Source organism: Paenibacillus campi (assembly GCF_034659835.1).
GTDB lineage: Bacteria > Bacillota > Bacilli > Paenibacillales > Paenibacillaceae > Saccharibacillus > Saccharibacillus campi.
Genome location: NZ_JAXSQZ010000004.1, coordinates 95,086 through 109,646, shown reverse-complemented (window position 1 = coordinate 109,646; position 14,561 = coordinate 95,086). Strand labels below are relative to the sequence as shown.

The 14,561-nt window shown below is 45.9% G+C and carries 11 protein-coding genes; 5 read left to right on the top strand and 6 right to left on the bottom strand.

The genetic code is table 11. The annotated features are described in order from the left end of the window. Positions 1-158: 158 nt before the first annotated feature. Positions 159-1,667 carry an aminotransferase-like domain-containing protein gene (locus U1I11_RS11560; RefSeq protein WP_322906284.1) on the top strand — a complete coding sequence of 503 codons (1,509 nt, stop codon included), beginning with the start codon at positions 159-161 and terminating at the stop codon, positions 1,665-1,667. A gap of 347 nt (positions 1,668-2,014) precedes the next feature. Here the strand turns inward: U1I11_RS11560 and U1I11_RS11555 are convergent, their stop codons facing one another. Beyond that, positions 2,015-2,803, bottom strand: coding sequence for a hypothetical protein (locus U1I11_RS11555; protein ID WP_322906283.1), 789 nt, complete (start codon positions 2,801-2,803; stop codon positions 2,015-2,017). Positions 2,804-3,107: 304 nt separating this feature from the next. Here U1I11_RS11555 and U1I11_RS11550 point away from each other — a divergent pair, with 304 nt between their 5' ends. Continuing rightward, on the top strand, positions 3,108-3,557 hold the full coding sequence (locus U1I11_RS11550; protein WP_322906282.1) for a GNAT family N-acetyltransferase: 450 nt from the start codon (positions 3,108-3,110) through the stop codon (positions 3,555-3,557). Positions 3,558-3,928: 371 nt separating this feature from the next. Then, a complete protein-coding gene (locus U1I11_RS11545) occupies positions 3,929-5,305 on the top strand; it encodes a DUF2252 domain-containing protein (protein ID WP_322906281.1) in 1,377 nt (458 codons plus the stop codon). Positions 5,306-5,796: 491 nt separating this feature from the next. Here U1I11_RS11545 and U1I11_RS11540 read toward each other — a convergent pair whose 3' ends face one another. The 4 genes from U1I11_RS11540 to U1I11_RS11525 all read right to left on the bottom strand — a co-directional run bounded on the left by U1I11_RS11540 (position 5,797) and on the right by U1I11_RS11525 (position 11,202). Further along, positions 5,797-7,173 (bottom strand): amidohydrolase family protein, encoded by a 1,377-nt coding sequence (locus tag U1I11_RS11540; RefSeq protein WP_322906280.1) that lies wholly within the window; start codon positions 7,171-7,173, stop codon positions 5,797-5,799. 620 nt (positions 7,174-7,793) lie between these two features. After that, positions 7,794-8,621 (bottom strand): carbohydrate ABC transporter permease, encoded by an 828-nt coding sequence (locus tag U1I11_RS11535; RefSeq protein WP_322906279.1) that lies wholly within the window; start codon positions 8,619-8,621, stop codon positions 7,794-7,796. After that, a complete protein-coding gene (locus U1I11_RS11530) occupies positions 8,621-9,487 on the bottom strand; it encodes a carbohydrate ABC transporter permease (protein WP_322906278.1) in 867 nt (288 codons plus the stop codon). Before U1I11_RS11530 ends, U1I11_RS11535 begins: the two co-directional genes overlap by 1 nt. Before the next feature lie 479 nt (positions 9,488-9,966). After that, on the bottom strand, positions 9,967-11,202 hold the full coding sequence (locus tag U1I11_RS11525; protein ID WP_322906277.1) for an ABC transporter substrate-binding protein: 1,236 nt from the start codon (positions 11,200-11,202) through the stop codon (positions 9,967-9,969). A gap of 565 nt (positions 11,203-11,767) precedes the next feature. Between U1I11_RS11525 and U1I11_RS11520 the strand changes: the two genes are divergently transcribed. Both U1I11_RS11520 and U1I11_RS11515 read left to right on the top strand, forming a co-directional pair. Next, positions 11,768-12,064 (top strand): hypothetical protein, encoded by a 297-nt coding sequence (locus U1I11_RS11520; RefSeq protein ID WP_322906276.1) that lies wholly within the window; start codon positions 11,768-11,770, stop codon positions 12,062-12,064. A gap of 82 nt (positions 12,065-12,146) precedes the next feature. Beyond that, entirely contained in the window at positions 12,147-12,422 is a 276-nt protein-coding gene (locus U1I11_RS11515; protein ID WP_322906275.1) for a hypothetical protein, read from the top strand. Between the two features lie 203 nt (positions 12,423-12,625). Here the strand turns inward: U1I11_RS11515 and U1I11_RS11510 are convergent, their stop codons facing one another. Next, entirely contained in the window at positions 12,626-14,275 is a 1,650-nt protein-coding gene (locus U1I11_RS11510) for a GGDEF domain-containing protein (RefSeq protein ID WP_322906274.1), read from the bottom strand. Positions 14,276-14,561: the final 286 nt, after the last annotated feature.

The window sequence follows — 14,561 nt, the reverse complement described above, 5'->3', positions numbered from 1 at the left end:
CAGAACAGATGGCGTTAGACAGAACAGACGCTGCGGTTGGAACATGGTCTAGCTGTATGATGAAAACAAGCGTGACAGAACAGATCATGTATTAAACCATACTAACCAGCTCATAAAATGGAAACCCTCTACTACTCTGCTCGAAAGGAGTCTTAATCATGCCATCGTTCCGCCATTCGGCACTATCCGATCCTAATCTGGATCATCCGGTTAGCAAACCTGCTCATTATAATAACAACTCGTCCACTCCATCCAACACGCAAGCGCTGGAATTGCAGGATGTATCAGCACGCGTCTCTTACCGACATATTAGTTCCTATATCGAAGCACGTATTCAGCGTGGTGATTGGCAAGCCCATGAGCGTCTTCCTTCTGTCCGACAGTTATCCCGTGATAGCGGTATGCATCGCTTAACCGTATTTAAAGCGTATCAGCATCTGAAAGAACAGGGCATAATCTATGCGCGCAGCAAATCCGGTTATTATGTCGCACCACCTGCTGTACACGCATTAACAAATGAAAATGAGCTGGAACCTGCACTGTTTGCAGGCACGATGAATGAGCTGCATCGGTTGCCAGCACGCTATCAATTTTCACAAGCGCTGATCGATCCAAATTTGTTGCCTAATCATTATTTTGCTGAATATACGAAAAAGGTATTCGATCTGTATCCAAAGCTGCTCGGCACGTATGCGCATGTGCAAGGTGATTTGGAACTAAGGCAATTGTTGGCACGCTATTTTAGCCAACACTCGCGCTTTTATATCGAACCGGAAGAACTGCTGATTTCCAGCGGTGCCCAGCAGGCGATTTTTCTAATTTCTGAAGCATGGATTCGTCCCGGCGATTATGTGCTCGTGGAGTCGCCTACGTATGCGACTGCACTTGATGTATTCCGGCAAAAAGGCGCACGATTTCTAGAGATCGATATCGATGCAAATGGCTATCCAATCGAACAGATTGCACAATTAATGCGACAATATCGTCCGCGTCTGTTCTACTTGAATCCAACATTCCACAATCCAACCGGATGGTGCATTCCAGCGGAACAACGCAAACAACTGGTCGATCTCGCGGCACAGCACCAGTGTTTGCTAATCGAAGACGATACATGCAGTGATATTTACTTTGGCGATGCACCGCCACCACCGCTGTTCGCTTATGATACGGAAGGCTATACGATCCATATTCGCAGCTTTAGCAAATACATTTCGCCAGGTTTGCGTATCGCTTGTATCGCAGCAAGGCAGCCGTGGTTACAAACATTGATCTCCTGCAAATCATTGACTGACGGAGGTACACCGCTGCTAAATCAGAAAGTGTTTTTGCATTATTTTATGTCCGATCGACTTCATCGTCATCTCGATAAGTTGCGCATCGCCTTATGCATTCGCCTAGAAACGATGCAAGATGAATTGCGCCGCACCAACTGGCATTATACCGAACCACAGGGCGGTTTAAATTTATGGGTAGAGCTGCCGCCAGAGCTGTCCGTGCCCCGCTTGCTTAGCCATGCATTACCCGCAGGCATTAGCTTTGTGCCCGGCTCACTATTTGATCATGGCAAACGTCACAGCCAGTATATCCGGCTTAGTTTTTCTTTTGCCAATGAGATGCTTATTCAACAAGGAATGCGCGAATTGATCCACATTGCGGACGGGCTGTGAGCCGGTTATACGGTAACAACGCAACAGGATAGTATAACGGTGAACAGAAGCGACTGGCAACCGCCGCGATCACGGAAGCATGTTATATGTTCATATAGCCGCAAACATTTTAAACTCTACATGTAGCGCGGTCAGCCTACTCATACCTTGACCAAGTTCAATGTTAATTTGGATTGTGTACTGAAATCGTGATCAATGCGACCTTAAAACTGATTCAACACTTGAATGAATCTCGGTCAACGTACTAGATTGACCGGATCATAATGCCTGAATGAGCACATACTGATCCCGCTGCAATGCCTGCCTTGTTTCCGAGTAAAGGCAGGTATTTGTTATACATGCGCTGTCTATTGCAAATTCAATTTCGCTGGTGCCAGGCGCAACATACCATTTTCATAACGATACGTTGCATCCAGTTCACCGATAAAGCCATTTATGCCGACTTGTAGCGAATAAATGGCGGTAATTTGATGATGATCAACCTTAAATTGTTGTACCGCTCCGCCGAATACTGGCGGCTTGCTGGATACGGTCTGCTCTGGCAAGTTTTTTAAAGGGAGCGAATGCACAACTCCGTTTAACTTCAGTGCCAATTGATCGCCATTGATACTAGCACTAAACTGGCGTGCCATGCCCGTTTGTAACGCTTCCACCGGAATATTTTCACCATTTTGGCTAAATACTTGGATCGTATTCAGCTCCATTCCTGTACCGTATCCCGAAGTCAGATTTACGATCAGCTCTGGCTGTCCGTCTCCGTCCAAATCTGCTTCAGCTACCCACGGCGCATAAGTCGGATTCTGTACCTGTTGTCCTGGCAGATTACCTTGAAAAACAGGCGTACGAATCGTCAAATGATCGTACATACCTTGTCCATTCGGCTCACCTTCAATCATCACACCAAGTGCGCTATCGGCAAATACGATATCACGGCTGCTTTCCTCATCATCCCCAGCATTTGCCAATGTACTGCCTGTCTCGTCCGCTGTCACCGCATTGACGCGGATCGGTGTACTGTTTGTACTTGTCAGCGATTGATCTGAATGTAACCGTGCCGCCGAAATCGTTTCTACACATACTGCACTCAAAATCAGCGCCAAAAACAGCCATTTTTTCATATTCTTTTTTATATTCAAAGGATTGCCTCCTGAAAAATTATGCTTAAATCGTTTAAAGTGATACTCCGCTTCAAAAAATCAGACAAAGCGGAGCCTGTTGTCTGACTAAATCATTCGCTTACTTCCTCTATGCTAAGCCTTATTAACCATAATTGCCAGAAAAAATTGAAAATTTCCGCACAACAATCAATAATAAAATAAACAATATAAAAATATCGAACACCTGTATCTATTTTCATGCCTTGGGAGCACACGATACGGTCTGCTCCCACATACAAATCTAGACATCCATCCCCATTTCATCGTCAAAAGGAGCCTATGTATGATTATGATTCGTGAAATGAACATTGCCGATTATGCCGCGATGTATTATTTATGGAGCAATACCGAAGGCATGGGACTAAGTGAAGCCGATACACTCCCCCAAATCGAGCGCTATCTTGAACGCAATCCAGGCTGTTCGTATGTCGCAGTCAATCTTTCCTATCCTGAACATCAGGCAGTCATCGGCACATTGCTGGCAGGACATGATGGACGACGTGCGTATTTGTACCATATGGCTGTCGCTGTCGAAGCTCGCGGACATGGCATTGCCAAAGATTTGCTTGCTCGCAGTATGGAGGCGTTGGAGCGGCAAGGCATTGATAAAGCTCATATTTTTGTAATGAGCAGCAATGCGGAAGGCAAATCATTTTGGGCAGCTAGTGGCTGGGAGAAACGTACAGCACTGGACGTCTTTTCCCGGGAAATAAAAAGCTCGCCCCCCAATTAAAGGAAGCAGTTATAAATAGAGCTCTATGGAATCACAGTTAAAGCTAATGTCTGCATTGATTATGAACACGTATGATCCATGTTTCTTATCGTCTCCATGCCATACAATTATACAACAGCGTCTAAAATGAGCATGGATCATATGCGTAATCATCCGTTTCCTCCAGCGATCGATCCCAACAAAATACCATTATTGTTCATTATTGGGATTAAGAGTCCGTCCCCTTATTCCGTACCGCAGTGGTGTATGCCGTGCCGACCCATAGTGATGGATGCACCATCATCAAAGCGAACACGCACGCACACCGTTGAAAATCCTTCCCCCCCACGCTATCATATGGCTAAACGATACATACGAAAGAAGGGTTACCTATGAACTCAACCATTACGGAAAATGTCATTCGTACGCGCACGAAGCTGCGTCGGGATACGCTCATCTCGGTGCTGGATGAATTTGATGGTGTAATTATGCAATTGGATGCTGCCAAACGAGCCGAGAAATATCGCAAAATGGCACAAACCGCGTTTTCGTTTTTTCGCGGCAGTGCGTATTTGTTTTATTTTGACGCTACTCGTCATTATTTTCCGTATCATACACCGGATGATCGTCCGACATGGATTCAAGGCGATTTGCATTTTGAAAACTTCGGCGCTTTTCGTAATGAATCCAGGGATATTGTGTATGATGTGAATGATTTTGACGAAGGTTATGTCGGTTCGTATTTGTACGATGTGCTGCGTATGTCGGTTAGTATCGCATTGGTTGGTCGGCAGCTCAGTTATGATCGCCAGCAGCAACTGACAGCGCTAGAGCAGTATGTGCAAGCATATTACAAACAAATTCGCCGCTTTGCTGCCGGTAAAGATGATCCGGGCAAATTTTGTATGGATGAACAACAGGCAAACGGCCCGATTCGCAAATTGCTGCGCAAGCTGGAAAAGCGACGGCAAGGTCATTTTCTGGAAAAAGTAACAGCGGTAATGCAAACGGATCGTGTGTTTTTGGAAAATAGCGAGCTGGTCGTTCCATCCGCCCATGAGCAGCAATTGCTAGAACAGGTGTGGGGGGAGTATCAACAATCATTACTGTGCTGCCAAGACGATGTAGCACACTACAATATTAAAGATATTGCGATTAAACACGGCTCTGGTACGGCATCGATCGGACTGGATCGTTATTATGTGCTGATCGAAGGCGGAGCCGAGCAACAAGGCGCAGACGATATCGTGTTGGAAGTCAAAGAAGTGCGCGCACCGGTGCCTGCTTATTTCCTGCCCTATAGCGAATCGTTCTGGCATAACTTTGCCCCTCAAGGCAAACGGGTGACAACGACCCAACAAGCGATGCACCATAAAGCCGATCCGTATTTGGGCTTTGTGACATTGGATGGACGGGACTTTTATGTGCGTGAACGTTCTCCGTACAAAAAGCGCCTGAAGCTAGAAAATATTACCGATCTGAACGATATGCAAAAAATCGTCACCAGCATGGGCAATCTGACTGCCAAAATGCATGCACGCGCCGACGCCGACCTGAGTCAAGGCATTCTGAATTATCATAGCGAGCGTGAAATCGCCGCGGCGATGGGCGACGAGCCGGATCATTTTGCCCATCATCTTTCACGCTGGGCGTACGCTTATGCCGATCAGGTGGAACGGGATTATGCACTATTTTGCGAATGGACGGCTCCGCTGCGGACGGTGCAGAACGAAGCGATAGATGCGCAGTCTGAAACGGAAGTCGAATAAATAGGGATTGTGGTAGACGAGTGAATCACTTGCCGCTGGAAAGCAATCGTCTCGATGCCGCAGCAGAATGTGATTGTAGTAAACGAATGGATCGCTTCGCATTCGCAGCTTGGCATCGTACAACAGAACGATTCAGTAATTATCATGAATCCATACATCGTTGATCGGCACAAGACAACAAGCACGCTGCACAACACTGCCAATAAGCAGGCAATCGATCGCTTATCGGTATCGATATCGGTACAAACAAACTCCCGTTTCTGCTGAACCGGGAGTTTGCTTTGCTTTAACCTTCCATTTGACTACGCTATCGATTTCAATAGAACAAAATAAATCGCTTCAGCACACTTCAACCAAACCAATGTGCAGTCGACCAGCTTACAGTCAAGCATTTGCCAAACAGCTCGAATGGCATGTCCGTTCATTGTACCTGCCCGATCGCTGTCTTGCCCTGCTATAACATACACTACCAAACTGCCGCCGCTTGACGTTTATGAATACACGATCCGATCTACATCGCTAAATGTGTATTGTTGCGCCAAATATTCACGGCTTTGGAGGGCAAGTTTACGCACACGTTCCAGATCGACACCGACAAGCTGACCGTTCCGTTTTACCGCACGCCCAGCGACAAACACGGTATCGACATTGGACGGCTGCGCAAATTGTACGACTGCGCCAATCGGATCGATCACCGGCAGCAAATTCAGATCGGATGCGCGAATCATCATCAGATCGGCTTCATACCCCGGCTTTAGCTGCCCGATCTGGTGATCGAGCCGCAGTGCGCGTGCGCCAGCGGTCGTTGCCATTTCCAGCGCTTGCACCGCGCCTACATTTAGCTCAATCGGCATATTGCCAGAAGCGATAATCTGTTCATTGACCCGTGCCCGTTCCGCTTGCAGCGCAAACTTCATCTGGGTGAACATCTCACCTGCTGTCGAGGTGACTACATCGACACCAAGCGCTGGCATACCGCCTTGCTCCATAAAAAATCCGGTCGCCGGATAGCCATGCCCCATCATCATCTCCACCTCTGGTGTGACCGACAATGAAGCGCCGGCATCCGCCAGCATCCGGTACTCGTCCGCCAGCATTTTGTTGCCGTGCACCATATTCAGATCAGACCCAAGCAAACCTGCTTCATACAAACGAGTGACAGAATGATCGCTAGCGCCCCAGTTACCAAAACCGATATGCATCGAACAGACCGCATTTAACTCACGCGCGATGCCAATTTCGGTCACAGTCGTATCCCAGTGACTAAATTCCGGCCCACGAATTGCCAGTCCTAGCGTCAATAATCCGTCATCCGCAGCAAAATATTGCTTTTTCACCCGATACACATCATCCGACACGACGAGACGACTGTCCCGATTCCAATATTCGGTTTCCCCATTCACACCGAGTGCAAACACCGCTCTCATGCCTGACTCTTGCAAACCGCGAATCAGCTCATCCGTATGTTCTGGTGAATACGGCATACTCCAATCGAGCAATGTAGTCACACCGGAATTAAGCGCTTCCAATGCGCCGAGCAAATTGCCGATATAACTATCCTGTGGACGCAAACGACTGCCCAACCCGCCATAATACAAGTTTTGCAAATAAACAGGCAGCGACCAGTTCGCCCCTGCTGTCCGCACAAGCGATTCCCACACATGACGATGTGTATCGACCAATCCCGGCAAAATGATCATACCTGTCGCATCCATCGTCTCATAATCATGCTCAGATACGTGCAGATTAGGCGCAATCTGTTCAATACGCGAGCCTTCAATGAGCACATCCGCTTGCCGATAACTGCCTAACACATTGTCCATCGTCAAAACGGTACCCTTTTTCAGCAGATAGCCTTTTTTTGGCATCAACATGTACCTCCTTAATTAAGCAAAAATGGGATTTACAGGTTTTTCACCTCCATCTTATCTTATAGAAAAGTTATTTACAATATAAAGGTAAGTCGCTAATTGAGCTTGTATGTGTATTCAATAGTGATCGCTTACAGCACTTTAAACAACAACATGATATCATTTGCTGTAAAAAACGATGAGACTAGCCAATCGACCGAAGCCGCCAAGCGCTTGCGCTAGCAAATGCAGGCAACTTACGGTATGAACTTCCCTTTCAATGCCAAAAGCTTCTCCTATCCAACCAAACGGCTGCACCGGAGAAGCTTGTCTTGAGCTATATATTTATATTTGCGCCATCTACAATTGCAGATCGAATAGGCGAAGAACAAGCTTATGTTGAGCTATAGATTTACATTTGCGCCATAGCAAATACGAATAGTGTTTTGACCATCTTCAATATATAGTTTGATTTTGTACAAATCCCCTTTATAAATAAGGACAGCTATCCAATTTAAAGCCAATATTTAAAGCAGTCAAGCTAATAAGCTGTCTCACTTTCATTCCGTTTAGGTGTACTTCCTGATCGCTTAATGAACAGACTTGTTTACACTCGCACTTCAATTTACTAACACCTGTTACTTCACCGAACCGCGTGTCACGCCGCTAATGATCCATTTCTGGGCAAACAGATAAATGATAATCATCGGCAGCATTGCCAGCAAGTACGATGCAAACGCCAGATTGTAATCGGTGTTAAATTGCCCCTGGAAAATGTACTGTACGAGCGGTAATGTGTACATCGTCTGATCGCTCACGATAATCAATGGCAACAGGAAATCGTTGTATGTGGACAAGCAGACAAGAATGCCAACCGTCGCATTAATCGGTGCCATCAACGGGAAAATAATCCGCCAAAACGTCCCCCATGTGCTCGCACCGTCCACTGTTGCCGCTTCCTCTAGCGCAACTGGAATCGAGCGAATATAACCGACATATACAAACACATTAAAAGCGAGCGCATATACCGTATGCAAAATGGTCAATCCGACCAGATTGGTCATATGCAGCGTTGCGGTCAGCTTCACAATCGGCAGCATAATGATCGGAAACGGAATGAACATCGCACTCACAAAATAAAAATACAATCCTTTAAAAAATTTACTGCGCTGCATATTGCGCCCAATCGCATAAGCGACCATCGAGTTCGTCAGTAGCGTCAGCACGACCGTACTCGTCGTGACCAGCACACTGTTGCGGAACGCTTGGAAGAAATTCGTCACTTCGATCGCATTGGCAAAGTTATCAAATCGCCAGTTCGTCGGCAGACCGAACAGCGATTGTGCCATCTGCTGCGGGTCTTTGAGCGCAATCGTGAGCGCCATATAGAGCGGGAACAGGATGACAATCGTACCGATCGCCACAACGATATTAATCGGCAAGTTGATTCGACGTGTTGCTTTCATTACATATCCATCTCCCTTCTTTGCAGGAAACGAATCTGCACGATCGAGATAAACGCAATCACGATAAAATAAATGACCGAGTTCGCGGACTGATACGCAAATTCGCCGCCTTCAAAACCGCCGGTATAGATCAGAAAAGAGATCGATTGCGTGGCGCGCCCTGGCCCACCGTTTGTCAGCGCCACGATCTGGTCAAATACCATCAGCGCATTTTTCATCGCCAGCACCATATTAATCGTGAAAAATGGAGCGATAAGTGGGAACGTAATGCTCCAAAATTCGCGCCATTTGCTCGCACCGTCCAGACTGGACGCCTCATACACATCGCTTGGAATCGTCTGCAACCCTGCCAAATACAAAATCGTATTTAGCGCAATGCCCTGCCATACCGCCACGATGACGACGCCAATCCAGGCAAGGCTTTCATTACCGAGCATATTGGTCGACAGCGATGCAATGCCCAGCGTCTGCCCCCAGACGGTAAACACATTGGAAAACAAATAATTGAATATGTATCCAACGATCAATACGCTCAAAATGTTAGGCAGAAAATAAATCCCCCGAAAAAAATTGCGCAGCCGAATGCTTGCATTTAACCCTAACGCAATCAGCAAACTAAAAATATTAACTACAATCGTTACTACGACCGCAAATTTAATCGTAAACCAGTACGCATCACCAACTACATTGTCGGTAAACAAGTTCACATAATTGCGTAGCCCGATAAAGTCATACGTTTGACCAAAACCGTTATAATTCGTAAACGAATAATACACACCTTGAATCGCCGGCAATGTCAAAAACAAGAAAAACAGCAATACCGCCGGAATCGTCATCCAGTAATACGTATACATACGTTTGGACATTGGAATAGCTCCTTTCTTATTCGGTATAGTATAGTAATGCTTGCTTAGATAGCGCTTACAAGTGAGACATTATATAGGCTTTTGTATAAACTGGTAAGCAACGCAGCAACAAACACAAGTAGTAACTGAGCCGTGCCGCACGATAAGCAACTATACATGCTGCTCCCAGTGTTTGAATACTATAAACACGATCGTATTTAGCGTTATGCCCTGCCATACCGGCACGATGATGACGCCAATCCAGACAAGGCGTTCATTACCGAGCATATTTGGTAGATCGTGCAGTACGGAGGAAATATTCCATACTACTCAAATGAAGTTCATTACTGAGCATATTTAGTAGATCGTAGTAGACAGCGATGAAATGCCCAGCGTCTGTCCCGAGACGATAAACATACTCGAACACAAATGCAGCCGTATGATCTTTGGCTATGCAAACGTCCTGTTTACTATACCGCTAACGATGTTATCTACATCTGCTAACTCGCCCGGCGCGCCGCTACTTTATCCCACTCTTGATCCAGTGTGCTTAGAAATGCGTTAATGTCTTTATTTTGCAAAAATGCCTGTACAGTCGGGTTAAGCTGTACGGCGCTCGGGATATAGTGATCAACAAAGTCGACGATTTTGCCCTGTTCAAAATAAGGCAGTAGACGAGCGACGCTATCATCCTGCTGCTGTACACCGTCCACGGCGGAAAACAGATTTTGCTGGTCGATATATTGCTGGCTGTTTTGCGGTTCCAGTAGGAACGACAGAAACTGTTTGGCTTGCTCTGGATGTTCGGTCTGGCTAGAGATGGCGAGCAATGTATCAACGCCTGCGGTCAGCTTTGTTTGTGATTCATCATTACTTGCCGGCAGCGGGAAAAAGCCAAGTTGAATATCCGGGTTCACTTTGCGAATTTCGGAAATTGCCCAGCTACCTTGAATGTACATCGCAGCTTGCCCATTACCGAAGGCACGGTTGCCATCCGAATAACCTTTACCAAAATTATCGCTATGCCCATAATTCAGCAATTCCAGTTGCTTTTTAGCTACTTCCTGATAGGCTGCTACAAATGTCGTTTTGTTTTCACGACGCTGTTTATAAAAATCGATTCCGACGAGCGAACCGCCCATATCGTTAAACGGCAAATTGCTTTGCCAGTCATCTTTATACGTAAAATAAAATGGAATAACACCCGCCTCTTTTGCCTTTTGTGCCGTAGCGATTAGCTCATCCCATGTTTTTGGCACCGACAAGCCGAACTTTGCAAAAATCGCTTTATTGTAAATAATACCGCTTGCATTAAGCGCAAATGGAATGCCATTCACTTCCTGCCTACCCGACACATCGCTTAACATCTGTACGTATTGTGGATTCACCTTTTGCAAGAGCGGATCATTGGTCAAATTAAGGAAAATGCCGCTCTGTGCCAACAACGAATAGGTATCGGTAGCGCCCATGCCGATTATGTCGGGTACGTCATTTTTAACGACACGCGTCTTTAGTACTGTTTCCGCATCAGGCGGATTAACTTGACTGACCCGGATCGTTGGATGCTCTTGGTTGAATTTGGCAATCAATTCATCAAAACTTGCTTTCGCTTCCGGCTTATTTTGGAAAAACTCAAGCTGTACCACATTGCTGTCGGCAGCATGATCGTCGCCACACGCCGTTAAGGTTAGCCCGAGCAGCACAGCCGCAAGGCATGCACTTAACCATTTTTTCATAATATCATCCCTTTCAAGATTAATAGATGAAACGAGTGAAACGAACGATTAAAGCGATCTTCAAGCAACTATGATCGCCCTCGGCACGCTAATCGAATGTTGCATGAATAGCAGCTCATACAACAACAGCATTACGATTGCATCCTACAATACCGTTGTTATGAAGCGCTTACAATAAGCTTGAAGTCGGAAAAATGATCGACAGAATGGAGGAATATAGCGTATGTTGCACATTTTAAGCAGTTCTCTTTTCCTATATTCACATTACCCTGTCGCTTGCTGCCTAAACTGCTTTTGATATTGTTTTTTTGCAAGTTTTACCAATCTGAACTTAGCCGTAGAGACTGTTCCATTTTTTCAATATGATACGATTTCAATTCGACATTTACCCTTTTTGTACTTATGAACTATAACGTATACGATTCGTTCAGTGTACTCATGCTAAATATACAGGCAAACTAACTAATCTAACCGAAACAGATACAGTGCCATGTAACAGTGTTGCCGACACCGTACAGATGGTAAGATGGACAGGAGACCGATTGATCGAAAGGGGGATTTGTATATGCAACCGATTCATCCGCTTGTATATGCCGGGCTAGGTGCTGGGCTTGTAATGTATTTGCTTGGATTGCTGCTGACGTACTTTTTCGTTACACCACGGATTTTGCGCTTTTTGCCGGGATTGCTTGGGCTTGTTGCTGGGCTGGTGCTGCTGTATATCGATGTAGATATGAAACAAGGGATATGGCAAGGCATTGCTGCCTTCTCGCTTGCAATGATCGGCACTTGTCTGATCGGGCTAGTATTGCTTATGTTCCAGCTCTTTTACCAACTATCCCGTACGCGCGGTAGTGCTTAAGCTGTAGAGTGTAATCGAATGACATAGCTGGCGCGAATGGCAAATACAAGCATGGCAACAGATGCACAGAGGAGGTGCAAAAATGGGATTACTCGGAATTGGCGGCGGCGTTGCGCTCGTTTTGCTGCTCGTCAGTATCATATTGACACGGCGAAATCAGCAATCACGTACAATTCAGTTTATACCAGGGCTGATCGGCGTACTGCTAGGTGCTATATTGATGTTATACAGCTTATTTCAGCCTGGTTGGGCAGGATTCGGGTATTTGATTGTATCCATTGTGACGATTATCGGGTCGCTGGCAGTACTCTTTATTATGCTTGTGATCGGACAGCGAATTGCGGGGCAGCGACGCTAAGTTGTGGGGATTGCTAGTAGGCTGTCTTCATTACATGGTAGAATGCGATATCGCCTTTAGGTTGATTTATTAATACATTATTAAGCGTCAACATACGATGAGTCCATCGACTACAGTATACAAATAAAGCCAGTTCTATACTGCACAATGCAGCGTAGAACTGGCTTTATGACGTTATTAACGATATTTGTAATCGTTTATGCTTATACTAGTGATACAGCAGCCGTTTCCTCATAAAAGGTCAACCGATTTTTCCCCGCTCGCTTCGATTGATACAGCGCCTGATCTGCCATCCGCATAATCTCAATCGGGTTATCGCTATCGACTGGATACAGGGCGGCACCAATGCTGCAACCGATGACAACTTTCTCGTATTCCAACACGAACGGTCGATTCAAACTGGCGATCACCTCCTGCCCATATTGCGCTACTGCTGCAGCCAGTTGCTCGGCTGACGTGCGCAGTACGACGAGAAATTCGTCACCACCAAGACGTACCGTAATATCGCCTGCCTGGGCGATTTCATTCAGTCGCTGGGCAACCTTTTGCAGCAGATGGTCGCCTGCCTGGTGACCGAGCGTGTCATTAACTTTTTTAAATCCATCCAGATCGATATACAAAAAGCCAAGTTGCTGCCCCTGCTCATCGACCGCTCCAATCGTCTGCTCTAGATAGTTTTCCAGTGCAGTCCGATTGGGCAACCCGGTCAAATGATCATAATGAGCGATCGTTTGCATCTGCCCCAGCTCAGCATCTTTTTGCACGAGCGAACGTAGCATCCGATTTAGCGAACGCGATAAAATCTGAATTTCGTCAAAACCGCCTTTTTCCGGCAACGTAACATCCTCACCAGCGGCAAGCCGATCGGCACGCCTCGTCAGCCGCAAAATCGGCAGCGCAATCCAGCCAGCCACAAACCAGCCGATCACAGCAAACAGAGCGGCAGCGCAAATTGCCGCCATTACGCTAAAACGATTTAATTCGATGACCGAAGCGAGTGCCATCGATTCAGGCTGGCGCACAAGTACTATCCAGCCCAGTCCTTTGTAATCCATATATCCTTTGCAATAGGCGTAGCCGGTTAAATATGTTTTGCCATCTGGCCATTGCTCCAGCTGCCAGCCGTCATGCCCTGCTTGAGCTTCGGTCACACTGTTTAGCTTTAGCGTTTGTCCAATCATATGATCCGGACCGAGCAAAATCGTACGATCTTTATGACTAATAATAAACAGATCGACATGATTAGATGCACGATGCAGCGACGATAACATGGAACGCTTTACTTCACGCGCCCATTCCCAACTTAGATGCGCCGCAAGCACGCCAACCGTGCGTCCAGAACGATCGATGACCGGCAGGCTAATATCGACGAATTGCAATGGCTCCCCACTCGGATTAGGCAATAATTTGGCAAGCAAGACGGCATCATGCACATCCCCGATAAACTTGTGCCGGATACCCTGTTGAAATACAGGTCGCTGCGATAAATCCTGACCGAGTAAAATATTGTCAGTCGAAGCAATGACCGTCCCTTTTGTGTTCAAATAACCGATCCATGAAAAAGACGGGACATTCGTCTGAAGCTGATCGAGCATGTCGTGTATATCTTTTGTATTGACCGATTGCATGAATACGGGCAAACGTGCCAGTAAATCCATTTCTCCCGCATGTGTCCACATAAAATTATCCAGCTTATCTGCCGTATCATAAGCAGTGCTGGACAGCGCTTGTCCAATCTCCTCTTTTACACTATGTACCGCATATCGATTCAACACTAGACCGAGCGCAATCGACAACACAAGCGAGAGCACAATGAAGATGAGTACCAATCCGGTACGCAACTTAAAGCTCATGCAATTTCCTCCGTATCTCCATGTATAATGCTTGCTATGTACCTATTATGAATTGTATCGGTACAAATTATAATTTTATCAAGTAGTAATTGTATGATTATGTAGTATATAGGTAGGATGTGTCGAATGTGTTGCTATGTTTGGGTTTAAATATAATGTCAATGTAAAATAGGAAGACTATTCTCATAAATAAAATATTCAATTAAATAGCGCTTAAAATCATCCAAAAAACGTTCTAAATTATTTTTTCTATTTCGACTCAACTTTGTTATACTGTACAAAGGAG